This window comes from Mycobacterium sp. Marseille-P9652 (assembly GCF_902652685.1).
Classification (GTDB): domain Bacteria; phylum Actinomycetota; class Actinomycetes; order Mycobacteriales; family Mycobacteriaceae; genus Mycobacterium.
The window spans coordinates 1-23,149 of record NZ_CACRUY010000018.1; the positions used below are offsets into that span (position 1 = coordinate 1).

24 protein-coding genes and 1 pseudogene are annotated in these 23,149 nt (G+C 68.6%); 5 read left to right on the forward strand and 20 right to left on the reverse strand.

Features of this window, described 5'->3' with window-relative positions:
* The 7 genes and pseudogenes from GPY60_RS27060 to GPY60_RS12015 form a co-directional block, all read right to left on the reverse strand.
* Positions 1 to 184 (reverse strand): annotated as a pseudogene (locus GPY60_RS27060) (MAP_0585 family protein); the annotation flags it as partial.
* A 34-nt stretch (positions 185 to 218) separates the two neighbouring features.
* Positions 219 to 683 (reverse strand): lipoprotein LpqH, encoded by a 465-nt coding sequence (locus GPY60_RS11990; protein WP_156687896.1) that lies wholly within the window; start codon positions 681 to 683, stop codon positions 219 to 221.
* Between the two features lie 158 nt (positions 684 to 841).
* The gene (locus GPY60_RS11995; protein ID WP_156687897.1) at positions 842 to 1,486 is read right to left on the reverse strand and encodes a S1 family peptidase; all 645 of its coding nucleotides are present in this window, start codon (positions 1,484 to 1,486) and stop codon (positions 842 to 844) included.
* A gap of 223 nt (positions 1,487 to 1,709) precedes the next feature.
* Positions 1,710 to 2,108: a nitroreductase family deazaflavin-dependent oxidoreductase gene (locus tag GPY60_RS12000; protein WP_156687898.1), complete on the reverse strand. Its 399-nt coding sequence runs from the start codon at positions 2,106 to 2,108 to the stop codon at positions 1,710 to 1,712.
* A gap of 153 nt (positions 2,109 to 2,261) precedes the next feature.
* Positions 2,262 to 3,125: an alpha/beta fold hydrolase gene (locus GPY60_RS12005; protein ID WP_197283654.1), complete on the reverse strand. Its 864-nt coding sequence runs from the start codon at positions 3,123 to 3,125 to the stop codon at positions 2,262 to 2,264.
* Between the two features lie 51 nt (positions 3,126 to 3,176).
* Complete coding sequence (locus GPY60_RS27715) at positions 3,177 to 3,230, reverse strand: hypothetical protein (protein WP_156687979.1); 54 nt, start codon at positions 3,228 to 3,230, stop codon at positions 3,177 to 3,179.
* A gap of 293 nt (positions 3,231 to 3,523) precedes the next feature.
* Positions 3,524 to 4,672, reverse strand: a complete 1,149-nt coding sequence (locus GPY60_RS12015; RefSeq protein WP_156687899.1) for a TDT family transporter — start codon at positions 4,670 to 4,672, stop codon at positions 3,524 to 3,526.
* 329 nt (positions 4,673 to 5,001) lie between these two features.
* Between GPY60_RS12015 and GPY60_RS12020 the strand changes: the two genes are divergently transcribed.
* Positions 5,002 to 6,549 (forward strand): LCP family protein, encoded by a 1,548-nt coding sequence (locus tag GPY60_RS12020; RefSeq protein ID WP_156687900.1) that lies wholly within the window; start codon positions 5,002 to 5,004, stop codon positions 6,547 to 6,549.
* A 169-nt stretch (positions 6,550 to 6,718) separates the two neighbouring features.
* On the opposite strand, the gene GPY60_RS12025 is transcribed toward GPY60_RS12020, so the two are convergent.
* A complete protein-coding gene (locus tag GPY60_RS12025; RefSeq protein WP_156687901.1) occupies positions 6,719 to 7,510 on the reverse strand; it encodes an SDR family NAD(P)-dependent oxidoreductase in 792 nt (263 codons plus the stop codon).
* Between the two features lie 71 nt (positions 7,511 to 7,581).
* Here GPY60_RS12025 and GPY60_RS12030 point away from each other — a divergent pair, with 71 nt between their 5' ends.
* Positions 7,582 to 8,475, forward strand: coding sequence for an NAD(P)-dependent oxidoreductase (locus GPY60_RS12030; RefSeq protein ID WP_156687902.1), 894 nt, complete (start codon positions 7,582 to 7,584; stop codon positions 8,473 to 8,475).
* On the opposite strand, the gene GPY60_RS12035 is transcribed toward GPY60_RS12030, so the two are convergent.
* The 4 genes from GPY60_RS12035 to GPY60_RS12050 form a co-directional block, all read right to left on the reverse strand.
* Positions 8,458 to 9,288 carry an SDR family oxidoreductase gene (locus GPY60_RS12035; RefSeq protein ID WP_156687903.1) on the reverse strand — a complete coding sequence of 277 codons (831 nt, stop codon included), beginning with the start codon at positions 9,286 to 9,288 and terminating at the stop codon, positions 8,458 to 8,460. The two genes, GPY60_RS12030 and GPY60_RS12035, sit on opposite strands and share 18 nt — an antisense overlap.
* Before the next feature lie 75 nt (positions 9,289 to 9,363).
* Positions 9,364 to 10,287, reverse strand: coding sequence for an enoyl-CoA hydratase (locus GPY60_RS12040; RefSeq protein ID WP_156687904.1), 924 nt, complete (start codon positions 10,285 to 10,287; stop codon positions 9,364 to 9,366).
* 103 nt (positions 10,288 to 10,390) lie between these two features.
* Positions 10,391 to 11,179, reverse strand: a complete 789-nt coding sequence (locus tag GPY60_RS12045; RefSeq protein WP_156687905.1) for an ABC transporter permease — start codon at positions 11,177 to 11,179, stop codon at positions 10,391 to 10,393.
* On the reverse strand, positions 11,176 to 11,886 hold the full coding sequence (locus GPY60_RS12050) for an ABC transporter ATP-binding protein (RefSeq protein WP_370462702.1): 711 nt from the start codon (positions 11,884 to 11,886) through the stop codon (positions 11,176 to 11,178). The genes GPY60_RS12045 and GPY60_RS12050 overlap by 4 nt, the downstream gene beginning before the upstream one ends.
* A gap of 41 nt (positions 11,887 to 11,927) precedes the next feature.
* Here GPY60_RS12050 and GPY60_RS12055 point away from each other — a divergent pair, with 41 nt between their 5' ends.
* The 3 genes from GPY60_RS12055 to GPY60_RS12065 all read left to right on the forward strand — a co-directional run bounded on the left by GPY60_RS12055 (position 11,928) and on the right by GPY60_RS12065 (position 14,218).
* Positions 11,928 to 12,092: a hypothetical protein gene (locus tag GPY60_RS12055; protein WP_156687906.1), complete on the forward strand. Its 165-nt coding sequence runs from the start codon at positions 11,928 to 11,930 to the stop codon at positions 12,090 to 12,092.
* Positions 12,093 to 13,571 carry an alpha,alpha-trehalose-phosphate synthase (UDP-forming) gene (locus GPY60_RS12060; protein ID WP_156687907.1) on the forward strand — a complete coding sequence of 493 codons (1,479 nt, stop codon included), beginning with the start codon at positions 12,093 to 12,095 and terminating at the stop codon, positions 13,569 to 13,571.
* Between the two features lie 68 nt (positions 13,572 to 13,639).
* The gene (locus tag GPY60_RS12065) at positions 13,640 to 14,218 is read left to right on the forward strand and encodes a hypothetical protein (RefSeq protein WP_156687908.1); all 579 of its coding nucleotides are present in this window, start codon (positions 13,640 to 13,642) and stop codon (positions 14,216 to 14,218) included.
* Positions 14,219 to 14,222: 4 nt separating this feature from the next.
* Here GPY60_RS12065 and GPY60_RS12070 read toward each other — a convergent pair whose 3' ends face one another.
* Genes GPY60_RS12070 through GPY60_RS12105 form a run of 8 tightly spaced genes read right to left on the reverse strand, consistent with a single transcriptional unit; the run spans position 14,223 to position 23,133 of the window.
* Positions 14,223 to 14,723, reverse strand: a complete 501-nt coding sequence (locus tag GPY60_RS12070) for a mammalian cell entry protein (RefSeq protein WP_156687909.1) — start codon at positions 14,721 to 14,723, stop codon at positions 14,223 to 14,225.
* Positions 14,723 to 15,436: a mammalian cell entry protein gene (locus GPY60_RS12075; RefSeq protein WP_156687981.1), complete on the reverse strand. Its 714-nt coding sequence runs from the start codon at positions 15,434 to 15,436 to the stop codon at positions 14,723 to 14,725. Before GPY60_RS12075 ends, GPY60_RS12070 begins: the two co-directional genes overlap by 1 nt.
* Positions 15,437 to 15,465: 29 nt before the next feature.
* Positions 15,466 to 17,190 carry a virulence factor Mce family protein gene (locus tag GPY60_RS12080; RefSeq protein ID WP_156687910.1) on the reverse strand — a complete coding sequence of 575 codons (1,725 nt, stop codon included), beginning with the start codon at positions 17,188 to 17,190 and terminating at the stop codon, positions 15,466 to 15,468.
* A complete protein-coding gene (locus GPY60_RS12085; protein WP_156687911.1) occupies positions 17,187 to 18,368 on the reverse strand; it encodes a virulence factor Mce family protein in 1,182 nt (393 codons plus the stop codon). The genes GPY60_RS12080 and GPY60_RS12085 overlap by 4 nt, the downstream gene beginning before the upstream one ends.
* On the reverse strand, positions 18,365 to 19,828 hold the full coding sequence (locus GPY60_RS12090) for a virulence factor Mce family protein (RefSeq protein ID WP_156687912.1): 1,464 nt from the start codon (positions 19,826 to 19,828) through the stop codon (positions 18,365 to 18,367). The genes GPY60_RS12085 and GPY60_RS12090 overlap by 4 nt, the downstream gene beginning before the upstream one ends.
* A complete protein-coding gene (locus GPY60_RS12095) occupies positions 19,825 to 20,889 on the reverse strand; it encodes a virulence factor Mce family protein (RefSeq protein ID WP_156687913.1) in 1,065 nt (354 codons plus the stop codon). The genes GPY60_RS12090 and GPY60_RS12095 overlap by 4 nt, the downstream gene beginning before the upstream one ends.
* On the reverse strand, positions 20,879 to 21,931 hold the full coding sequence (locus tag GPY60_RS12100) for an MCE family protein (RefSeq protein ID WP_156687914.1): 1,053 nt from the start codon (positions 21,929 to 21,931) through the stop codon (positions 20,879 to 20,881). Before GPY60_RS12100 ends, GPY60_RS12095 begins: the two co-directional genes overlap by 11 nt.
* On the reverse strand, positions 21,931 to 23,133 hold the full coding sequence (locus tag GPY60_RS12105; protein ID WP_156687915.1) for an MCE family protein: 1,203 nt from the start codon (positions 23,131 to 23,133) through the stop codon (positions 21,931 to 21,933). The genes GPY60_RS12100 and GPY60_RS12105 overlap by 1 nt, the downstream gene beginning before the upstream one ends.
* Positions 23,134 to 23,149: the final 16 nt, after the last annotated feature.

The window sequence follows — 23,149 nt, forward strand, 5'->3', positions numbered from 1 at the left end:
TGCCTCCACCGCCGCCGGTCCCGCCCGGGTTACCCCCGCCACCGCCGCCACCGCCGTGGCAGCCCGGGCACGGTGGTGGCGGGTCCCTCGGGGCGGAACTCGCGAGCCCCGGTTCGACCGTCATCGCGGACAAGCCGAGGCCCACCGCGAACGCCGCCGCGCTGACGACACGTTTCATAGACATTGCTGCGTCCCCTCCCGAATGTCGATCGCCTGCGCTACGGGCAGGTCACGTCCATCTCGAACGACTTGGTCACCTGCTGCGCCTGGTTCGGGTTGTTCATATCGACTCCCGTGGCGGTGCCCTTGATGGCGTAGGCCTTGCCGTTGACGGCGGCTCCGGCGTTGCTGCCCTGGTTCGGCGCGGCGTCGGAAAAGCCCAGCGTGACGCCGTTGACGCTGCCGAGGCCGACCGAATGGACGATGGGTGGATTGTCGGTGCTGACCACCGCGCCGAGCCCGGACGACGCGTCGCCGATACCAATGGTGGTGACACCATTGGCCGACGTGCACGTCACCGCGCCGCTGACGTTCTGGTTCTGGCCGTCGACTATAACCTGCGGCGCGGCCGCCGGCGGGGCCGAGCTCGACGCACCGGTGCTGGACTTGTTGCCCGAACAGCCGGCGCAGGCCGCGACCACGACGGCCACACCCCCTACCCCGGCGACGATCGCACGCTTCACTGCTGCTCTCCTTCGAGTCGCTGGACCCGGGTCTCTTTCGTTGGCTGAGCGCGGCGGAATGTGGGGATCGGTTGTCCGACACTCACAACGCCGGAGCTGCGGATACCCCCGAACGGAGCTCGCAAACCCGCGCTTTCAGCGCCTCGACGAGCCGATAGTCAGGGAAGAATGCGCAAGCCCCACTTGCCGAGCAACGGCTGGACGAGGGCGAAGTACGTCGTGTTGTCGTCCCCGTCGGGTGACGACATCAAGATACCGACGGCGCTCGCGCTGCCGTCCGGGTTCTTGACGAACCCGGGGCTGCCGCTGTCGCCGTTGAGGCTGTAGACACTCGCCTCGACGACGTCGCCTTCGATGTCCGTGATCGAGCCGCACGTCTCCCCGGTGACCGAGCCGACCTTACAGAACGGCATGCCCACCCGAATCTGGTTCAGGCCGAGCGTATCCCGAACCGGCCTCCCACCCACGGCGCCTATCGGGGCGCCGACGCCGGGGTCGAGGCGGATGATCGCCGCGTCCCTCTTGTCGCCTTCCTGCTCGCTGGCGCTGATCTTCCCGAGCGGGACGCCGTCTCCATAGCTCCATTCGGATCCGTCGTGCGCATCGCAGTGCCCGCTGGTCAGCAGGAAGTAGGCTCCGTCGTTGCCCTGGGCGGCGAAACCCGCTGTGCACTTGCCGTTTTCGTCGTCGACCTCAATGCCGGGCGACGGCGGTGGCGCCGCCGCGGCACTGCCCGCGAGGATCGTCGCGGCGATCGCCGTGGCAGCGGCCACGGTCACACCTCGCAGCCACGATATGGTCACGGCGCCTCCTTCGCTCGTTCCGCGAAGCATGATTACAACCGACTACCGTCGGAGTTGGCAAGGCGGCACGAACCCGGCGCCCTTCGAGGGCGCCGGAGACCGCTTGGCACCCATCATCTTCGACCACGGCACGGGTCACGTCACGGCATGAGCCGTGGCGAAGATGTTTGCGGCGCGGAACTCCTCGACGCCGACGGCGTTTCGCAGGCGCCCGGCTGCCGCGTCACTCGGGCGTGGCGGCGGGTTCGGGCTTCATCTTGAGGTAGTGACCGATCCGGAATCGCCCGAACTCGCGACGACGGCGGGGTGACAGCTGAGGACCGGCGGTCGCCGCGTCGATGATCTCCGGCTCGACGGCGGGGCAGGTTTGACCGTTGACGTGCAACGTGGCCCGCCCCGCGGCCATCACGTTGCGGAGCCAGTCCACCTCCGTGCCATAGGGAAGCGGAATCATGTAGCCGTCACCGACCCGATCGATCACGACCGGCGTGGTGTACGTCTTGCCCGAGCGCCGCCCGGTGTGCTCGACATATCCCGCGTACCAATACCGTTGGCCCGCCACGAGCATCATGACCGGGTTGAGCACGTGCTTGTTGAACACCCGGACGGTGTCAAGGACCATGCCGATCACCTCGATTCTCCGAATCTCGATGATCACGGTAGGGCCGCCCAAGGCGGCGCGGTAGGGCCTTTCGACCCCACCGCCATGACCGCGCCGTCACGGCCGAATACGGCAGCGGCGCAGGTGATTCCGCGGCAGCAACCGCAAGCGCGGTCAGTCGACGTGCCGGGCCAGGAAGTCCAAGACGGCCCGCGCGAAGATGTCATTGCGGTCGCCGGCGACCATGTGTCCGGCGCCGCGGACATCGGTGAACTCAACCTGCGGGAATCGTTCGAGGAACTCGTCCGCGCGGTCCTGGCTGACCAAATCGCTCACCTGGCCCCGCACCAGAAGCATTGGCACCCCGCTGTTCAGAATCGTCTCGACGGCCGTGTGCATGCGGTCGGGATCGGTGACCTCGAACGGGGGGAAAGCGGCTGTGCCGCTGATGAATTGCGGATCCCAATGCCAATACCAGCGGTCGCCGCGACGGCGAAGATTGGCCGTCAGCCCCTCGAGGTCCGACGGGCGTGGACGGTGCGGGTTGTATTCGGCGATCGCGTCGGCGACCTCGTCGAGCGAGCCGAAACCCGATTCGACCCGGTCGGACATGAACGCGTGGATCCGATTAGCCCCCGACTGGTTCATGTTGGGCACGATGTCCACCAGCACGACGGCGCTGGCGATGCCGGGCGAGATCTCCCCCGCCAGCAGCATCGAGGTGAACCCGCCGAGCGAGGCGCCCACCAGCACCGGCCGCGGCGGAAGCGTGCGCAGCACCTCCTGGACATCGGCCGCAAAGCTCACGACGCGGTAGTCGCCCTCGCTCGACCAGTCCGATTCGCCGTGCCCGCGCAGGTCGATCGTCACCGCTTGCCAGCCGCGCTCGGCCACGGCCGCGGCCGCCTTGCCCCACGAGCGACGCGTCTGACCGCCGCCGTGCAGGAACACCACGGCCCGTGCCGACGGATCGCCCAGGCGGTCGGCGACGATGCGAACCCCGCCGGGTCCCTCGATGGAGAACGGTTGCGCGGCCATGGGCATCTGGTGATAGTAAGACGCCCGGGCCCGCGGTGGCGGTGAGGTGGCTCAGCCGATCAGCTGTTGGGCTTGTCCTCCGGGGACGCGTGGTCGCCGCGCCACAGCGTGGCGAACCGCCGGGCGACGTCACCCAACCGGATTCGCGACCGCCGTGAGTCGTTGATGTTGTCGAGCGTCTGCTTTCCCTCGGCCGCGTAATCCTTGACGGATTCGTCGCCTTCCTCAGCGCGCATGCCTGTCCCCCTGCTTGGTCGAAATGGTTATGTATCCCACGCCCGCCGCGGGCAGCCGAACGCCGTGATCGGGCGGCTCAACGGTGCCTACCCGCGCCCGCCGTGTCCGAAACGGGCGCGAGCGCGAGTTCCCAGCGCTATCACGCTGCGGATTAACCGGTTTCAGGACACCCGCTGCTTGCTGGCCTTGATGGGCGTGGTGCTGGGCGGGGATGTGAGCAGATTTCCGCGCAGGCTTCCGCGGGCGGTCCGAACCGCCACCAGCACCCAGGTCAGGAGCAGACCGGCGTAGGCGACGACCGCGGCGATCCGGAAGGCCGGGAGGTGCGTGTGCGCCGCAAGCTGCGCCGTCCCGGTGACGAACGTCCCGACCGGAAAGGTCAGGCTCCACCACGTCAGGGCGAACGGCATGCCGCGCACCAGGGTGCGGGCGGTCAGGGCGGTGGCCAATGCGATCCACAACACCGCGAAGCCCCACACCGGAACTCCGTAGAGGATGGCGAAGGCGTTCATGTCCTCGGCGATCTCGCCGTCGACGGCCAGCGCGGCGTTGGTCCCCAAAAGCCCTGCCGCCGTGATGGATTGGCCGAGCGGACCAAGAACGATCCACAGCGTGGGCACCCGCGCGGTGCCCGACGTCCCGTAGAGAACGAGTCGGCTCCAGATCATCGCGATGATGTTCAGCGAGGCCACCAGCGACAGCCCGAACATCGCGTAGCAGCCGTACAGCAGGGTTTCCCGGCCCGTCCCGGCCGCCATGTGTGGCAACAACAGCGCCCCGGTCGCCGCCGACACCATCGGCGGAACCACCGGCATCAGCCAGCCCCCGAACGCCGCGTCCGGCTCGACGTCGTGCTGGGTGAACATCAGGTAGGGGATGCTGACGGCCGTGAACAGCCCGCCGAGTGTGCCCCCGGCCCACAGCACCCAGTCGAGGTCGACGGCCGCGCGCTCACCGATCAGGTCGCGTCCCACCAGCACCGCTCCGCCGCCCACCGTCATCAGCGCCATCGGCGCGGCGCCGTAGAAGTGCGCCATCTGTGGGTTGCGCGCGTGGCTTCGCGCCACCGTCGGGTGCCGCAGCCAGTGGCCACCGACGAGCGCGAGCAGGAACACCAGTAGGACCGCGGCGATCACCCAGACTCCTTGGGTGAATGCGCGCAGTCCCGCGACGTGGACGGGCAGCGTGGCTCCGGCAACGGCGACGATGCCGGTGCCCATCACGGAGGCGAACCAGTTGGGCCCGATGTTGCCCAGGACTTCGACCCGCGGCTGCGGCGACGGCGCCGGACCCGGGTTGGGGGTGGCCATAGCTGTGAAACCTACTTGGCCGAGGGCCGCGCGTGCCCCCTTATCCGAATCGGTGCGGGACGGATGCGCGGCCTGGTGCACGATCGTTTCCCTACTGTGACGGCGCTGACACAGCATCGGAATCTGCATGGCTAAAAGCGCTGGTAGACGGCCCGGCATGGACCGCCGGGCCAGGCCAAGAGGACGCTTGGGCGTTTGCTCGGGGGCACTTTGATTGGGGGCTGGCGAGCAAGCTCCCGCATACTTGACACCATGCTTGAAGCGACATTGCCGCAAACCGCCGACGCGGTCCGCGGTGATGCGCGTGATGCGCTGGGCCGAGGTCTGTGATGGGACGCTCCGGCGGTGCTCACCACCGCCATCGAGCCCCTCGCAAGCCCTCGCGGTTCCGTAGGGGGCTGGTGCGCGGCCTGATGGCGCTGGGGTCGGTGGGCGCCCTGCTGATGACGGCGGCGGGCTATTACGTGGCCCACGGCGCGCTGGGCGGCATCACCGTGTCGCAGGCGCTGCAGCCCGACGATCCGCGCTCCAGCGGCAACAACATGAACATCCTGCTGATCGGGCTGGATTCACGCAAAGACCAGGACGGCAACGACCTGCCCTGGTCGATCCTGAAGCACCTGCACGCCGGCGACTCGGACGACGGCGGCTACAACACCAACACGCTGATACTCGTGCACGTCAGCGCCGACAACAAAGTGGTCGCGTTCTCGATCCCGCGCGACGACTGGGTCGCGTTCAACGGGGTCCCTGGGTACAACCACATCAAGATCAAGGAGGCCTACGGGCTCACCAAGCAGCACGTCGCGAACAAGCTGGCCAATCAGGGCGGGATGGACCAGAAGGAGCTGGAGACCAAGGGCCGCGAGGCCGGCCGGGCCGCGACCCTACGCGCGGTGCGCAGCCTGACCGGTGTGCCGATCGACTACTTCGCCGAGGTCAACCTGGCCGGCTTCTTCGACATGGCGCAGACGCTGGGCGGTGTGGAGGTGTGCCTGAACCACCCGGTGTACGACGAGTACTCCGGCGCCGACTTCCCTGCCGGTCGGCAGAGGCTGGACGCCTCGCAGGCGCTGTCGTTCGTCCGGCAGCGCCACGGCCTCGAGAACGGGGATCTGGACCGCACCCACCGCCAGCAGGCGTTCCTCTCGTCGGTGATGCAGGAGCTTCAGGACTCGGGCACTTTCACCAACATCGACAAGCTCAAGGGGCTGATGGCCGTTGCCCGCAAGGACGTCGTGTTGTCGGCCGGCTGGGACGAAGACATGATCCAGCGGCTCGGGGCGCTCGCGGGCGGCAACATCGAGTTCCGGACCCTGCCGGTGGTGCGCTACGACAACATCGACGGCCAGGACGTCAACATCATCGACCCGGCCGCGATCAAGGCCGAGGTGGCCGCGGCGATCGGCACCCCCGTCCCGACGACCACGCCGGCCACCACCGCCGCGAAACCGAGCCCGTCCACGGTGGTCGACGTGGTCAACGCCGGAAGCATCAGTGGTATGGGGACCCAGGTCTCCAGCGCCCTGAAGAAGCAGGGCTATACCGCCGGTACGGTCCGCGACCGCAACTCCGGTGAGCCGACCACCACCACGGTGCAGTACGGCATCGGCGCGGAGACGGACGCGCAGAACGTGGCCAATGCCCTGGGCATCGACTCCCCCACGCAGCTCAGTCCCAGCCTGGAGCCCGGGCACATCCGGGTGATCGTGGACACCAACTTCTCGATGCCGGCCGCGGACGAAACCACCACGACCACGAGCACAACGACGTCGAGCAAGGCGAGCACGTACTACTACAACGGCACCACCACCACCTATCCGACGCCCAACGAGGGCAAGCCGATCGACGGCGGCGGGGTGCCCTGCGTCAATTAACGGCGACCCGCAGCGCCCGGCTACGCCGCCCTTGCGATCGCCACGCCAATTAATGGCGACCCGCAGCGCCCGGCTACGCCGCGCTTGCGATCACCACGCTAATCAATGGCGACCCGCAGCGCCCGGCTACGCCGCCCTTGCGATCGCCACGCCAATTAGTGGCGACCCGCTAGGCGTGCGTTCCGCCGTCGATGCGGATCTCGGTGCCGGTGATGAACGCGCCGTCGTCCGACACCAGCATGGCGATGACCCCCGCCACCACCGACGGGTCGGCCATGCCGGTTCCGCTGGATTCCACGGTGGTGGGCAGGACGGGCATCAGCCGGGTGAACAGCGACCAGTCCGCGTCCTGGGGAATGTAGCCGCCCGTGGCGTCGGTGATGCCCGACTTGATACTGCCCGGCGCCACGCACACCGCGCGCAGGCCGTCGCGCGCGTACTCGAGCGCCAGCGAGTGGGTGAAGGCCTGGATCCCGCCCTTGCTGGCCGCGTAGGCCGCCATGTAGGGGTGCGCGAACGAGGCCGACGTCGAGCTGAAGTTGACGATCGAGCTGCCCGACTTCGCCAGCAGCGCCGGCAAAGCTTCGCGAACCACCAGGAAGGTCCCGGTGAGGTTCACCCCGATGATCTGATTCCACAGGTCCAGGCTCGTCTCGTGGGTGTGGGCGGCGCGCAGCATGCCCGCCGCGTTCACCAGCGAGTCCAGCCCGTCGAGCGTCTGGACGGCCCAGCACACGCCGTCGATGACGGAGTCCTCGTTGCTGACATCCATCGGCATGGTGGTCAGGCGGTCGGCCGTCCCCCTCTCGTCGGCGCGGGAACGGGTGGCGCGGAGGCCTTCCTCGGCGACGTCGGAGGCCACGACGCGGGCGCCCTCGTCGAGCAGTCGCAACGCCGTGGCCTGCCCGATGCCCGACGCCGCCCCCGTCACCAGGATCCGTTTGCCCTCGAGTCGGTTCATCCACTGCTCCCGTCGCTCAACGTGCCCATCATCGTAAGGACCCCCGGACCGGGATAGGGCAGGCTGGACGCATGGAAATCGGATTCGTGGGCCTGGGGAACATGGGCCGGGGCATGGCAGCCAACCTGATCAAGGCCGGTCACCACGTGATCGTCTATAACCGCTCCCCCGACAAGGCGGAGGCCCTCGCTCAGCAGGGGGCGACGGCCGCGCGGACGGTCGCGGAGGCCTGCGCCGGCGAGGTCGTGTTCACGATGTTGTCCGACGATTCGGCCGTCGAGGATGTGACGTTCGGTGAGGGCGGCATCGTGGCGTCGCTGAAGCCCGGCGCCACCCACGTCTCGTCGAGCACGATCAGCGTCGCCCTCTCGCAGCGCCTGGCGACCGCCCACGCCGAAGCCGGCCAACACTATGCGTCGGCACCGGTATTCGGCAGGCCCGAGGCGGCCTCGGCGGCAAAGCTTTTCGTGATCGCCGCCGGCGACCCCGAGGTGCTGCGGCCGCTGTCCGAGCTCTTCGACGCGATCGGTCAGCGGACCTTCGTGGTGTCCGAGTTGCCCCATACCGCCAACCTGGTGAAGCTGAGCGGCAACTTCCTGATCGCCTCGGTGATCGAGAGCGTCGGCGAGGCGGTCGCGCTCGTCGGCAAGGGCGGGGTCGACAGGCAGCAGTACGTCGACATCCTCACCTCGACGCTGTTCGCCGCGCCGGCGTATCAGACGTACGGCGGGCTGATCGCCCGGCAAGAATTCGAGCCGGCCGGCTTCGCGGCCCGCCTGGGATACAAGGACATTCGGCTGGCGCTGGCCGCCGCCGAGCAGCTCGAGGTGCCGCTGCCGTTGGCCAGCCTCCTGCATGACCGCTTCCTGACGCTGGTGGCGACCGGAGGGGGGAACCTGGACTGGTCGGCGGTCTCCACGCTGGCCGACCGGGACGCCGGGGTTCACTCAGACCAGTCCGCGTAACCCCTCGGCCCCGAACGCCGGCTCGAGCATCGCGGAGAAGTCCGGCCCCCGTCGCAGGATGTGACCGCCGTCGACGTTGATGCACTGCCCGGTGATCCACGCGGCCGCGTCGCTCAGTAGGAACATCACCAGGTTGGCGACGTCCTCGACCTCACCGGGCCGCGGCAGGGGGGTGCAGGTCGCGTAGTCCGCGCTCAGTTCCGGCGAATCGAGCACGGGCGCAACGAGATCCGTGCGGATCAGGCCGGGACGGACGCTGTTGACGCGCACCCACGAGGGTCCGAGCTCGTCGGCGGCCAACTGCATCATGTGGTCGAGGGCCGACTTGGTGACGCCGTAGGCGCCGAACCAGCGGTGGGTGTTGCTCGCCGCGATCGAGGAGATCCCGACGAAGGAACCCCCGCCGCCGCGCACCAGCTCGCGCGCGGCGTGCTTGAGCACGTACATGGTGCCGTTGACGTTGAGGTCGACGGTGCGCCGCCACGCCTCGGAGTCGATCTGGGTGATCGGGCCGATCGTCTCCGACCCACCGGCGCAGTGCACCGCGCCGTGCAGCCGGCCCTGCCACGCCGTCGCGGCGTCCACCGCGCGGGCGGCCTCGTCCTCGTTGGTGATGTCGGCCGGCTCGTAACGGATCGCGCCGTCGCCCTCGCGCCGTTCGATGTCCTCGACGGCGGCGGCCAGCCGGTCGGGATTGCGGCCGACGATCATGACGTTCGCGCCGGCGGCGACGAGCCCGGCGGCGACACCCTTGCCGATCCCGCTGCCACCGCCCGTGACCAGGTACGTCCGGTTCTCGAAAGAAAGCTGCACGCGAGCTCCTCACGCCCAAACTGAAACAGGTTCTAGCATGCTGTCACACGCCAGACGGGCTCCGCCGAGCGAGGGCTAAGGGACGTCGCGGCGGGCGATCTGCGTCGGCTTGGCGTTGCGCCAGTCCTCGACGTCGGGCGGCAGGCCGACGGCGTACCGGTTCTCGTTGTGTGCGGCCCAGTGCGCGTGGCCCAGCTCGTGAATGTGGAACGCGTGACGCAGCGCCTCGGTGAAGCCCATCGCGTCCGAGGCGGCGTTGACCGAGTCCTTGACCAGCAGCGCCGCCATCGTCGGCCGATCGGCGATGCGCCGCGCGAACTCCAGTGTCTTCTCGGCCAACTCGTCGACCGGAAACACCTTGGACACCATGCCGAGCCGGTAAGCCTCGTCGGCGTCCAGCGAATCACCGGTCAGCAACAGCTCTTTCGCCTTCCGGGGGCCGAATTCCCAAGGGTGGGCGTAGTATTCGACGCCGGGCATCCCGAGTCGCACGGCTACCACGTCGCTGAACTTCGCGTTGTCGGCGGCCACGATGAGGTCGCATGCCCAGACGAGCATCAGGCCGGCCGAGATGGCGTTGCCCTGGACCTGGGCGATGGTGATCTTGCGCAGATCCCGCCAGCGGCAGGTGTTTTGGAAGAAGTAGTGCCACTCCTGCAGGTAGATCTTCTCGGCGATCGGTTCGCGGGTGCCGCCGTTGATGCGAAAGCTCGGCAGCTGGCCGCGCTCGGCGATGGCCAGCTCCGAGCCCAGGTCGTGTCCCGCGGAGAAGTTGCGGCCGCGCGCCGCGAGGATGACCACGCGCACCGTGTCGTCGGCCTCGGCGCGCAGGAAGGCCTCGTCGAGCTGGATCAGCAGGCCGCGGCTTTGCGCGTTGTGGGCCTCGGGCCGGTTCAGCCAGATGCGGGCGATGCGGCCCTCGTCGAGGGTCTCGTAGGTCACCAGCTCGTCGCCGTCGGCGGGGGACGCCTCGGACCCGGCCTGCTCGGAGAGCGTCATTTGCGCACCTTCTCTCGGATCGGACTTGTTTACACATTACGGCCAGGGTGTAAGCGAAACGCCCGCGGGGTGGAGGCCCTGGCGAGAGCCCTCGGAGGTCCGATTAAACCGCGGTGACCGGCCTCCGGGAGATCGGCGCGAGCCGGTGGTCGCGGGTGAACAACAGCCGGACCAGGCCGAGGGCGACGACGACGGTCGTGGCGGCGACCGAACCGAGGATGAGGAACATGACGACGGCCTGGACCAGCACCGCCTGCACCGGGGGGACGCCCGCGAGGATCAGGCCGGTCATGGCGCCCGGCAGGAACACCAGGCCGGTGGCCTTGGTGGTCTCGATCTGGGGCGAGATGGCCGACCGGAGCGCGGTCCGCAGGTAGGGGCCGGCGGCCTGCCGGGACGTCTGACCGAGCGCGAGCCTGGCCTCGACCTCGTCGCGTTTGTCGCGCAGCTCGTCGACGAGGCGCCGGGCCACCAGCACCATGGCCGTCATCGAGTTGCCGATCATCATCCCGGCGATCGGGACGAGGGTCCGCGCCTGCAGCGGGAACACGCGCATCCCGAAGATGACGCCCAAGGTGACGGCGGCCGCGGTGGCGAACGCCGCCATCGCCAGCGGCGCCAGCCTGGGCACCTCCGGGGCCCGTCGGCGCGCCACGTCCCCGGCGTACGCCACCATCGCGGCGACCCATGCCCACGACCACCACAGCGACCGGCCGGGCGCGAACAGCAGGGTGAGCGCACCGCCGACGAGCAGCAACTGGGCCAGGGCGCGGGCGGCCGCCCAGGCCAGCTGCCGCTCCAGGCCCAGGCGCTGCCAGACGGAGACGGCCGCGGCGACCGCGACCAGCGTCAGCGATGTCGCAAGGCCCACCCAGCCGACCTGACCGTTCATCGGGGCCCCGACCGGACCGGCTCCAGCCCCAGGCTGCGGCCGCGCTCGATGTGCACGACCCGGTCGGCGGCCCGCTCGACCTGTGCCGCGTCGTGGGTGACCCACAGGGCGGGCGTCCCGTCGGCGGCCAGGTCCCGCACCGCGCGCTCGATCGCGGCGGCCGCTTCCGCGTCGACGGCCGACGTGGGCTCGTCCAGGAGCAACACGTCCGGTCGCGCCATCAGGGTGCGCGCGAGGCACACCCGCTGCGCCTCGCCGCCCGACAGCGCGGTCGCGTCGCGGTCCAGCCACGACCCCGTCAGCGCCACCCGCTCCAGCAACTCGCGCATCCGAGCGTCCGACGCGTCGGGGTCGGCGGGCCGCAGGTTGTCGGCCACGGTCCCGGGAAACGGCGTCGGACGCTGGAAGCACATGCCTACCCGCCGCCGCAACCCCAACGGGTCGACGTCCGCGATGTCGTCGCCGCGGAACAGCACCCGCCCGCTCGTCGGCACCTCCAGCCGGTTGCACAACCGCAGCATCGTCGACTTCCCGGAGCCCGACGGCCCGAACACGGCCGTCACGCCCTGCCCGGGAATCGTGACCGTCAGTCCGTCGAGGGCACGCGTCCCGTCGCGCTCCACCACCACGTCGACGAAGTCGAACACCAAGTCCTCACCCCCGCCCGCCATCCTGCCCGAGATCCGGCGGGCCGCCCACCCCGCCAAGACCCCTGCGGCCGGGCAAAACGGTCGCCTACAGTTGTGTCATGCCTACGAAATCTGACCCGGCCGAGATCGGCGACGTGGAGCCGGTGGCCGACAGCACCGCAAGCCAGGCGCGGCGAGTCGTGGCGGCCTACGCCACCGACGCCGACGAATGCCGCGTGTTCCTGTCCATGCTCGGTATCGGACCGGCGAAACTCGACACCTAAATGGCTCCCGCGCGAGGGAGACGGCCGGCAGGTTCCCGCTTCGGGAACTCCGACTTCGTCGTGGTCGCCAACCGATTGCCGGTGGACCAGGAACGGCTCCCCGACGGCACGACCGCCTGGAAACGCAGCCCCGGCGGACTGGTCACGGCCCTGGAACCGCTGCTGCGTCGCCGGCGCGGAGCCTGGGTCGGGTGGCCCGGTGTCGCGAGCGAGGAGACCGACGTCGACGACGAGCCGGTCGTCCAGGACGACATCGAGCTCCACCCGGTCCGCCTCTCCGCCGACGACATCGCGGAGTACTACGAGGGATTTTCCAACGCCACCCTCTGGCCGCTCTATCACGACGTCATCGTCAAGCCCCTCTACCACCGGGAATGGTGGGACCGCTACGTCGACGTCAACCGCCGCTTCGCCGAGGCCACATCGCGCGCGGCCGCCGAGGGCGCGACGGTGTGGGTGCAGGATTACCAGCTGCAACTGGTCCCGAAGATGCTGCGCGAACTGCGGCCCGACCTCACGATCGGCTTCTTCCTGCACATCCCGTTCCCGCCGGTCGAGCTCTTCATGCAGCTGCCCTGGCGCACCGAGATCACCGAAGGTCTGCTCGGCGCCGACCTCGTCGGGTTCCATCTCGCCGGCGGCGCCCAGAACTTCCTGATCCTGTCCCGGCGGTTGATCGGCGCCAACACGTCACGGGGGTCGGTCGGGGTGCGCTCCCGCTTCGGGGAGGTCGATCTGGGGTCGCGCACCGTGCGCGTCGGCGCCTTCCCCATCTCCATCGACTCCACCGCGCTCGACCACTCGGCCCGCCACCGCGATGTGCGCCGCCGCGCCCGCGAGATCCGTGCCGAACTCGGCAACCCGCGCAAGATCCTGCTCGGCGTCGACCGGCTCGACTACACCAAGGGCATCGACGTCCGGCTGAAGGCTTTCTCCGAGCTGCTCGCCGAGGGCCGCGCCAAGCGCGACGACACGGTCCTGATCCAGCTGGCGACTCCGAGCCGCGAACGCGTGGAGAGCTATCAGCTGCTGCGCAGCGAGATCGAGCGGGAGGTCGGCCACATCAACGGTGAGTACGCCGAGGTCGGACACCCGGTGGTGCACTACCTGCACCGCCCGGTGCCCCGCAACGAACTCATCGCGTTCTTCGTGGCCGCCGACGTCATGCTCGTCACCCCGCTGCGTGACGGGATGAACCTGGTCGCCAAGGAGTACGTCGCCTGCCGCAGCGACCTCGGCGGCGCGCTCGTGCTGAGCGAATTCACCGGTGCGGCAGCCGAACTCCGGGCCGCCTACCTGGTCAACCCGCACGACACCGAGGGCGTCAAGGACGCGATCGAGGCCGCGCTCGGCCAGACGGTGGAGGAGGGCCGGCGCCGGATGCGGTCGCTGCGGCGGCAGGTGCTCGCGCACGACGTGGACAGGTGGGCGCGTTCGTTCCTCGACGCGCTCGCGGAATCGCACCCGCACCGCGACTGACTGGCCTCAAGCCATGGTGTTGGCGCGCAAACGCTGTGATACTCGATGCAGCGTGAAGGGAGGGCACCATGGACATCCGTCGCACGCTGGCCGCGGGTGCCGGCGTCTGCTCGGTGTTGGCGATGGGGTTCGCGCTCGAGTCGGGCGATCCGGCGAAAGCGGTCGCCCCACCTGCCGACGGCACCTACACCCTCAATGAGGCGGGCGCGTCCGGGGTGAAGTGGACGATCGGCGTGCTGTGCGACCAGGTCAACGGAAGCCGTTACTACAAGGACTATTCCAATCCCGACATCATGGCCGACTTCTGCGCCTTGAACGTCGTCAGTTCCACGGATGAGCAGATCAGCCAGCAGGACAAGGTCCAGAACTTCAGCGGACGGGCCCGGCTGGTCAGCGGGCTGTGGACCTTCAAGGTCGACAAGGCGGACGGGGTGTCGTGCCCCGGCGGCGGCACCGGGTCGTCCAGTGAGACCTACGCGTTCGACAACGAGAGCCTCGCCGGCACGCACACCATCGTGCACGGGGCCGTCTGTGGCCTGCAGCCGGCGATGACCAAGCGGCCGTTCTCGTTGGTGCTCAGCGGACCGCCGCCGAGCCCGATAGAGCGCTACCCGTTGCGCTGCAACGACATTGCGATGTGCTTTTAGAGCCCTAGATCGGCGTGATGTAGGAGATCAGCCACTGCTTGCCGATCTTCTTGAAGTCCACCCGCAGGCGGCTGCCGTCGTACAGCGGCTGCCGTGACTTGTCGGTGACCGTGCGGTTCATGTAGACCATCACCGACGCCGAATCCCGCTTGGCGGTCATCACTCCCACGCCGACGACGTTGGCCTGGACGACCACTTCGCGCTTCTTGGCCTCCGGGATGATCTGCGTGTTGGCGCTCTTCTTGAACTCCTGGCGATAGTCCGGCGTCAGCAACGGATACGCGTCGGCCAGGCTGCGCTCGACGGTCTGGTAGTCGTAGGCGAACACCTCCGGTATCCGCTTGGCGGCCAGCCCGGGCAACACCGCCCGCGCGGCCTGCTCGTCCCGGGTCTGCACCCGGTCCCAGTAGAACCAGCCGGCCGCGGCCGACAGCCCGACGATGCCCGCCACCAGCAGGCATCCCGCCACGGCGACCAGCCACCTTCGCAACCGCGGCCAGCGCATCAGTTGCCCCCGTCGGGATACTTCAGGTCGTAGCCGGTCATCTGCCCGGTCTGCTCGTCTTCGTGCACGATGACGCGCAGCCGATAGGGCATCGACGGCTTGTTGACCCCGTCGATGTCGGCGACCGTCACCCGCACCGACACCAGCACCGAGGCGTTGTTGGTGACCGCGTCGATCCCCTCGAGGGCGGCGCCGTTGACGACGGCCTCCGAGGTCGCGTTGGTCGATCGGAACAGCCCCTTGAGGTTCTCGATGTTGTTGTTGGCGCCCAGCATGCCGCGCAGGGGCCCGCTGGTGCCGTTGTAGAACCGGTTGACGCTGTCGTCGATGTTGTCCTGCTTGTAGCTGAACATGTTCACGACCGTCTGGGTTGCGGTGTCGACGAAGCGCTGGTCGCGCGCCTGTTCGGCGTTGGCGTGCCGTTGCTGCCCGACGAGCGCGACCACGCACGCGGCCAGGGCCCCGACCGCCACCAGTGCGACGGCGAAGGCGATCGAGGCGACGAGGGTCCGGTGCGGCCGCCGTCGCGGCGGCGGCTTGACCGGCTTGAGTTGCTTGGCGCCCTTGCCAGTTTGCTTGGCCGCCGGCTTGGGGGCGACGTCGACCGCGACCGTCGCGGGCTCGGCGGGTTCGTTCCGGGCCGGGCCCGCCGCGCGGGACGCCCGGCGGCGGACGCGCCGCGCCGGCTCGGCCTCGTCCTTCGCGTCCCGCACCGTTTCGTCGGTGACTGCCTGGTCCGTCACTACATCGGCCTCGGATCAAGCATCAGGTCCACCCAGTTCTCCGCGCTCGACGCGCCAGTCGCGCCGGCCGCGAAAATACCAGTTCCGCCGGCCGGGTCCACGAACGCACCCGTCCGTTGGTCGTAGGTGGTGTAGGCCGTCCCGCTGGCCTGCGGCTGCGAGGCGCCTGGCGGTGGGCCCCACGGCTTCTCCGGTCCCGGGCCGGCCGGCGGAGGATTGATGCCCTCCGGCGGCGGCGGTGGGGGCAGCCACTTCGGGTACGGCAGCTGAGGCGGCACCGGCGGGTAGTTGGGCGGCATCCACGACGGGTTGCCGGGTGGCGGCGGCCTGTCGTTCGGCGGCGGCGGGTCATAGGCGGGCTGATGCGGCGCCGGCCCGGGCCCGGGCACGACACCGGGAGGCGGCGGTCCCACGATCGGCACACCCGGATCGGGGTCCGCACCCGGCGGGATGTACGGAAACTTGTTGGGCGGCAGGGTGTTCAGCCCGTTGGTGACCGGGGTGTCGTAGGGCACCGGCGGACCGCGCCACGGGTTGCGACCCACCGGCACATAGCCTTTCGGGTCACGGCAGAGCTGGATGGTCGGCGCGCGCTTGCCGGGGAACTCCTGGCACGGGTAGTTGCGTGCGCCGCGCACGGTGCTCGGGTCGTTCTGGGCGACCTTGCAGTACATGTCCCTCGGCAGCTCGCGCAGCGTCTCGTCGGCCGGCGTGCGCATCAACGGCGGGGGCAGGAATCCGACCGCGCACGGCGGCGGGTCGTTGAGGTCCAGCTTGAAGTCCAGCTTCGCGCCCTCGTCTTGGGGCACGCCGCCGGCGGCCGTCGTGATCGCGGCGAACAAGGCCGGGAACGTCACCAGCAACTGCTCGATCGACTTGTGGTAGATCACCCCGACCCGGCCCAGATTGGACAGGCTGGCCGCGAGCATCGGGAAGGACGGGCGGATGCCGGAGAACGCCGTGCTGGCCTCGTCGGCCGCGCCCGGGGCCGTGGCGAGCGTCTGGCGAAGCTGCGGATCGGCCTGCCGGACCTCGGAGGTGAACCGCGCCAGGCCGTCCGACAGCGACTTGATGTCGGCGCCGGCGCGAATCTGGGCCTGCAGGAACGGGCCGGCGTCGTCGATCAGCTGGGAGATCTGCGGGTAGTTGGCGTTGGCCTCGTCGACCAGCAGCCGGGCGGATTCGAACAGCCGGGCCAGCTCGGGGCCCGACCCGTTGGCCGCGAGGAACGTCTCGTGCAGCAGCTCGCGCAGCCGCGTGTCGCCCAGGCTGTTGACCAGCGCCTCCGCCCGCTTCAGCAGGTCGGCGACGTCCTGCCCGATCCGCGTGTTCTGCCGGTCGATGCGAAAGCCGTTGTGCAGCTTGCTGGTCGCCGGCTTGGCCGGTGGCACCAGGTCGATGTACTGCTCACCGACGGCCGACACGCTCTTGACGGTGGCGGTGACGTTCGACGGGATCGGCGTGCCGCTGTTGAGCCGCATGGTCGCGGTGACCCCGCTGGGGTTGAGCCCCACCGACTCCACCCGGCCGACCGCGACGCCGCGGTAGGTGACGTTGGCGTTCTTGTACAGGCCGCCGCCGGCGACGAAATCGGCCGTGCCCGCATAGGTTCCAATGCCGAACGTGGCCGGCAGCCGCAGGTAGAAGATGGCCATCAGGGTCAGCGTGATCGCGGTGATCACCGCGAAGATGCCGAGTTGGACTCGCGTGAGTTTGTCGATCATCCGCCGCTCCCTGTCGTCCCCGTCGAACCCGAAGCCGTGCCGGGCGGAATCGTGAACGGGTCGGCCGCCTGTCCGGAGAGGTTGGCCAGTTCACCGGTCAGGAAGTCCGGTGGGTTGACGATCTCGCTCATGTGCATCATGTTCGGGTCGAGCGCATACGACGTCGTGAAGAACGTCTCGCCGATCCGGCGCAGGGTGAGGTCGAACGTGGTGAACACGTTGAGGTAGTCGCCGCGCACGGCCTGCTTGATCCCGAAGTTCGGGAACGGGAACGTCAGCAGCAGCTGCAGCGAGGTGACGAAGTTTCGGCGGTTGTCATTGAGCTCCTTGACGACCGAGTAGAGGCCCTTGAGGTCTTCGGCGAAGTCGACCTTGGTCTTGGCCAGGACGTTCGACGTCACCAGCGCCAGCCGCCTGAGCGAGGCGAAGGCGTCGACGATGTTGCCGCGGTTCTTGTTGAGCACGCGGATCGCTTCCGGCAGCGTGTCCAGCGCCCGGCCGAGGTTGTCCTTGTCGCGCGCCAGGGTGGCCGAGAAACGGTTCAAGCCGTCGACGGCGTCGATGATGTCGTTGACCTGCCGGTTGAGTCCGGCGGTCAGCTCCGCCAGCCGCGGCATCAGGCCCGAGAATTGGTCCTGCCGCCCGGCGACGGCCTGGTAGGTCTCGTCGGTGATCTCCTGCAGCGCACCGACATTGCCCTTGTTGACCACGACTCCGAGGGCGGACAGCACCTCTTCGGTGGTCGGGTACCGGCCCGTGTGCGACTCGGGAATCTTCGAGCCGTCGGTCAGCCTGCCGGTCGCGGGCTTGTCCTTCGGGCGGATCAGGTCGATGTGCATCGAACCCAGCAGCGACGTCTGCGCCACCGTGGCCGTCGTGTTGGCCGGCAGCTCCACGTTCTTGTTCAACGCCAATTTCACTGCGGCATAGAACGACCCGTCGGCCCTCTGCTCGGCCGAGATTCCGGCGACGCTGCCGACCGTGACGTCGTCGACCATCACCGGCGAGTTCTGCGGCAGCGTCGCCACGTCGGGCATCTCGACCGTGATCGAGTACGCGCCCAGGCCGTGGCCGGCGGTGCCCGGCATCGCCAGGGAGTTCAGCCCGTTGAACTGGCAACCGGCCAGCAGGGCACCACCCATCGCCAAAACGCCGCAGCGCAACCAGTTTCGGCTCATCCGCCGCCCTCCTGGTCGGGCGGGGCAGGGGCCGCGTTGGGCGGCGGCCCGGGCAAGGGGCCGAACGGGGAGTTCGGCGCCCCGGCCGGCCCCGGCGCACCCGCGCCGGCCGGCGGCGGTCCGGGAAGCGGTACCCCGCCCGCGCCGGCCGGCGGCGGACCGGGTAGCGGCGCCGACGGGACGAGCAGCGCCTGCAGGTCCGCGGGGTTCTGGGCGGCGGGCGGCGGTTGGGCGCCCTTGGCGGGTATCCAGGTCAGCTGCGGGATCGGGGTGGCCGCCTTGGCCTGGGTCTGCGGGGTGTCGTAGATGATCTGGCCCTTGTACGCCGTGATCGTGTTCAGCGGGTGGAACATGACCGGCGGGTAGTTCACCGCGAGCCGGCGCAGCACCGGGCCCAGCCGCTCGCGACAGATCTCGGCGCGCTTGTAGTAGTCGGGCGCCCTTGGCCCGCCGGCGGTTTCGAATGATCCGCCGCAGATGAACTGCACGGGGTTGGCGAACTCGGGGATGGACAGCAACCCGTTCAGGGTGCCCTGCGCGGGGTCGTAGATGTTGTAGAAGTTCGCGATGCCGGGCCCCGCAACGTGCAGCACCTGCTCGATGTTCTCGCTCTGGTCACTCAGCGTCTTGGCGAAATCGTTGAGCTGGTTCACCGTTTCGATGAGCGTCGAGTTGTTCTCGTGCAGGAATCCCCGGACGTCCGACAGCGCCTGATTCAGGGTGCCCAGTGTGTTGTCGAGGTGGCGCGAGCTGTCGGCGAGCACCTGGGACACCGAGGCGACGTTGCCGGCGAACTGCACGATCTGGTCGTTGCTCTTCGACAGCACATTGACCAACACCTGCAGGTTCTTGACGGTGCCGAAGATGTCGCTGCGCGAATCCCCGAGTCGCCCAGCGACCTGGGACAATTCGCGCAGCGCGTTGTGGAACGAGTCCCCGTTGCCGTCGAAGGTGTCGGCGGCCTGGTTGATGACGGCGCCCAACGGTCCCTGCATCGCTCCCGTGGTGGGGCCCAGCTGGACGGCGAGCTGGGTCAGCGCCTCCTTGACCTCGTCCCATTCGACCGGAACCGCGGTGCGGGACAGGTCGATGGTTCCGCCGTCGGGCAGCACGGGGCCACCGGTGTAGGCCGGGGTGAGCTGAATGAACCGCGCCGACACCAGGTTCGGCGAGATGATGACGGCCTTGGCGTCCTTCGGGATCTTGACGTCCCGGGAGACCGACATGGTGATCTTGACGTCGGAGGGCCGCGGTTCGATCGTGTCGATGGTACCGACGGGCACCCCGAGCACCCGCACCTCGTCACCGGGATAGAGCCCGACCGCGGACTGGAAGTAGCCCGCGAGGGTCCGGTTCTTGCCGTGCGAGTTCAGGACATACACGCCACCCACCAGCACCGCGATCAGCGCGATGACGGTGGCGTAACGCAGCCCCCTGCTGCCGGCAATCCGTCGGATCATGGTGACTTCGGCCTGATGATCCAACGCTCCTGGATGAGCCCGCGCAGGTAGTCGGCGAGGCTCGCGGGCAGCTTGCCCGGCTGGTAGAAGAAGTCGAACATCGTGGCCATCAGCGGCGCCGGGATCACCCCGTAGACGTTGACGTTGAAGCCCGGTCCCGAGCCGACCACCTCACCCAGTTCGGTTGCGTACGTGGGCAACCGCTTGAGCGCCTCGGTGATGTAGTCCCGGCGCTGATTGAGGTTGTCCAGCACCTGGTTGAGCTTGCTCAGGGCCGGACCGAACTCCTTGCGGTTGTCGGCCACGAACCCGGAGATCTGCGCCGAGACGTCGTCGATCCCCGAGATCAGTTGTCCCAGCGCCGCACGTCGCTCGTCGAGCGCGGCGAACAACTCGTTGCCGTCGTCGACCAGCTTGTTGACCTGCTCCGCGCGTTGCGCGAGCACCGACGTCACCGACTTGGCGTGCGCCAGCAGGCCCTGCAGCGCCTCGTCGCGGCGGTTCAGCGTGCGCGACAGCGACGTCACGCCGTCCAGCGCGCCGCGCAGTTCGGGGGTGGCGTCGTGCAGCGTGTCGGTGAGCACGTTCAGCGCCTGTTCGAATTGCGGCTTGTTCAGATTGTTGGCGTTGTTGCCCAGATCCTCCAGCGCCCCGGCCAACGTGTACGGCGTGGTGGTGCGCGACAGCGGAATCGTTGTCGTCTTGCCGGTTCCGGCGGGCGTCAGGGCGATGGAGCGCTCGCCGAGGATGGTGTCCGTCCGGATCGCGGCGAGCGACTGGTCACCGATCGTCACGTGCCGGTCGACGGAGAAGGTCACCTTTGCGCTGTCCCCGGCCAGCGCGACGGACTGCACCTTGCCGACCTTGAAGCCGGAGACGTAGACGGAGTTGCCACCCTTGATGCCGCCGGCGTCGGAGAAGTAGGCCTCGTACGTCTTGCCCTGCGGGAAGAACGGCAGGTTCGCGTATCCGAATGCGACGAGCACGACGCAGACCACGAGCACCACGCCGAAGATGCCGGTGCGGATCGGGTCGCGCTCGTGCTTACGGCTACTTGGCAAAAGCGCACCTCCCCTTGCTCGGATCGACTGAGCCACCGAGCGGCAACAGGATGTCACCGCCGGCCGGTCCGTTGATCTTGATCGTCACGGAGCAGAAGTAGATGTTGAAGAACGACCCGTAGGCGCCCAGCGCCGCGAGCCGCAGGTAGTCCTCGCCGAGCTGCTCCACGTCGTTGTTCACCTCGGCCTTGCGGTTGTCCAGCTCCGTCGCGAGCGGACGGGTGTTCTCAAGGATGCCCTGCAGGGGCCGGCGCGAATTCTTCAGCAGCTCGGTCAAATCCGTCGTCGTCGAAGCCAGCGGCGGGATCGCGCCCGCGATGTCGTCCTTGTTCTTGGCCAGTCCGGTGATCAGTTGCTGCAGCTGGTCGACGCTCGCCGAGAACTGCGCGCTCTTCTGGTCGACGGTCCCGAGCACCGAGTTGAGGTTGGTGATCACGTCCCCGATGAGCTGGTCGCGCTGGCCCAGCGCCGTGGAGAAGGCGCTGGTGTTGGCCAGCACGTCGGACAGCGCGCCGCCTTGTCCCTGGAGCAGTTGGATGACGGCGCTGCTGATCGTGTTCACCTTGTCGGCATCCAGGCCCTTGACCACCGGTCGCAGACCGCCCAACAGAGCGTCGAGATCCAGGGCGGGCTGGGTGTGCTGGGAGTTGATCGTGCCTCCGGCCGGCAGCTTGCGCAATTCCCCGGGGCCCGAGGTGATTTCGAGGAACCGGTCACCGACCAGGTTCTCGTACCGGATCACCGCCCGCGTCGACGAGTACAGCTGGTAGCGCCGGTCGACACCGAACTCGACGTCAATCGTGTTGTCCTGATTGAGTTTGATTCCCGACACCGCGCCCACCGGCACGCCGGCGATGCGGACCTTCTGCCCGGCCTTCAACCGCGACACATTGGTGAACGTTGCGTGGTACGTGTTTTCGGCGCCGAACCGGAAATCGCCGAAGATCACCACCAGGCCCGCGGCGACCACCAGCATCGCGGCCGCGAAGACGCCGACCTTGATCACCATCGAGCGGTGCGACGGCATTCCCGACGCGGCCATCAGAAGTCGTCCCTTTCCGCGAAGGCGCCGTGGAACAGGAACTGCAGCGTCGAGGGCGCGTCGAACTGCAACTCCGTGAACGGCTCGTACGGGATATTGGCGTTGTCGGTCACCAGGAACGGTGAGCGGAAAAACGATCCGCCGGTCTGCTTGGTCGGGATGTCCGGCAGCCCGCGGCAATTCGGGCCACCGGAGGCGTTGACGATCGGCAGCGATTCGGGATAGGTGTAGGACGGCGCGCCGAGCACGAAGCTCGAGGACGTGAACAGCCCCGCCTTGCGGACGCCGATCAGCGGCGCGAATTCCTTGATGCCGCGCTCGATACCGGCGAACAGACAACCGAACTCGGGCGAGTAGTCGTGGGCCACCTTGATCGGGGCCCGCAGCCGCTGGAGCGCGTCGATCAGGTCCTGTTCGGCCGGAGCCAGCGTCTCGTAGGCGTTGTTGGCCAGCCCGATCGTCGCCAGCAGCGTGTCGTTGAGGTTGTTCTGCTGGTCGACGACGGTGCGGTTGATCGTCGGCAGGTTGTCGAAGATGGTGTTGAGGTCGGGGGCGGCGTCGGCGTAGTTGTTCGCGACGACGGCGGTCTTGCGGAAGTCCTCCTGCAGCGCCGGCAGCTTCGGATTGGACTGGCGCGTCAGGGTGTTCAGTCCCGACAGGGTGTCACCGAGGTCGTTGCCGTGACCCCGCAGCCCCTCGGACAACGCGCTGAGCGTCCCGTTCAGCTCGACCGGGTCGACCTTGTGCAGCAGGTCCACGAGCGACTGGAACAGCGTGTTGACCTCCAGCTGAACCGCGGACGCCGCGACGTGCGCGTCCGGGCGCAGCGATGTCGGCGACGGCGCCTGCGGCGGAACGAATTCCACCGACTTGGCGCCGAAGATCGTGTTGCCCGCGATGTGCACTGTCGCGTTGGAGGGGATGAAGTGCATGTCGTCGCTGTTGATCGCCAGTGTCAGCCGGGCCTGGTCGGCGGCATAGTCGATGGCCTCCACCTTGCCGACCTGGATGCCGCGGTACTTGACTTTGGCTCCCTTGTCCATCACCAGCCCGGCCCGCGGCGCGCTGACGGTGACGGTGTCCACCGAGGCGAAAGCCGCTGTGTAGGAAAGGTAAGTCAGGACGGCGAACGCCACGATCAAGCTGGCCAGCAGCGCCGCTGCCAGCCGGACACTTGTGCGTCGCGATCCGCCGTCTGCCATGACTGTTGAGCGGTCC

Excerpts from the sequence above, each read along its gene's own strand:
- GPY60_RS12090 (WP_156687912.1), bottom strand. The coding sequence starts at position 19,828 with ATGATCCGACGGATTGCCGGCAGCAGGGGGCTGCGTTACGCCACCGTC.
- GPY60_RS12030 (WP_156687902.1), top strand. The coding sequence starts at position 7,582 with ATGGAAATCGGATTCGTGGGCCTGGGGAACATGGGCCGGGGCATGGCA.
- GPY60_RS12055 (WP_156687906.1), top strand. The coding sequence starts at position 11,928 with ATGCCTACGAAATCTGACCCGGCCGAGATCGGCGACGTGGAGCCGGTG.
- GPY60_RS12080 (WP_156687910.1), bottom strand. The coding sequence starts at position 17,190 with ATGATCGACAAACTCACGCGAGTCCAACTCGGCATCTTCGCGGTGATC.
- GPY60_RS12100 (WP_156687914.1), bottom strand. The coding sequence starts at position 21,931 with ATGGCCGCGTCGGGAATGCCGTCGCACCGCTCGATGGTGATCAAGGTC.
- GPY60_RS12045 (WP_156687905.1), bottom strand. The coding sequence starts at position 11,179 with ATGAACGGTCAGGTCGGCTGGGTGGGCCTTGCGACATCGCTGACGCTG.
- GPY60_RS12025 (WP_156687901.1), bottom strand. The coding sequence starts at position 7,510 with ATGAACCGACTCGAGGGCAAACGGATCCTGGTGACGGGGGCGGCGTCG.
- GPY60_RS12060 (WP_156687907.1), top strand. The coding sequence starts at position 12,093 with ATGGCTCCCGCGCGAGGGAGACGGCCGGCAGGTTCCCGCTTCGGGAAC.
- GPY60_RS12085 (WP_156687911.1), bottom strand. The coding sequence starts at position 18,368 with ATGAGCCGAAACTGGTTGCGCTGCGGCGTTTTGGCGATGGGTGGTGCC.
- GPY60_RS12000 (WP_156687898.1), bottom strand. The coding sequence starts at position 2,108 with ATGGTCCTTGACACCGTCCGGGTGTTCAACAAGCACGTGCTCAACCCG.
- GPY60_RS12040 (WP_156687904.1), bottom strand. The coding sequence starts at position 10,287 with ATGACGCTCTCCGAGCAGGCCGGGTCCGAGGCGTCCCCCGCCGACGGC.
- GPY60_RS12015 (WP_156687899.1), bottom strand. The coding sequence starts at position 4,672 with ATGGCCACCCCCAACCCGGGTCCGGCGCCGTCGCCGCAGCCGCGGGTC.
- GPY60_RS12105 (WP_156687915.1), bottom strand. The coding sequence starts at position 23,133 with ATGGCAGACGGCGGATCGCGACGCACAAGTGTCCGGCTGGCAGCGGCG.
- GPY60_RS12020 (WP_156687900.1), top strand. The coding sequence starts at position 5,002 with ATGGGACGCTCCGGCGGTGCTCACCACCGCCATCGAGCCCCTCGCAAG.
- GPY60_RS12065 (WP_156687908.1), top strand. The coding sequence starts at position 13,640 with ATGGACATCCGTCGCACGCTGGCCGCGGGTGCCGGCGTCTGCTCGGTG.
- GPY60_RS12005 (WP_197283654.1), bottom strand. The coding sequence starts at position 3,125 with ATGGCCGCGCAACCGTTCTCCATCGAGGGACCCGGCGGGGTTCGCATC.
- GPY60_RS12070 (WP_156687909.1), bottom strand. The coding sequence starts at position 14,723 with ATGCGCTGGCCGCGGTTGCGAAGGTGGCTGGTCGCCGTGGCGGGATGC.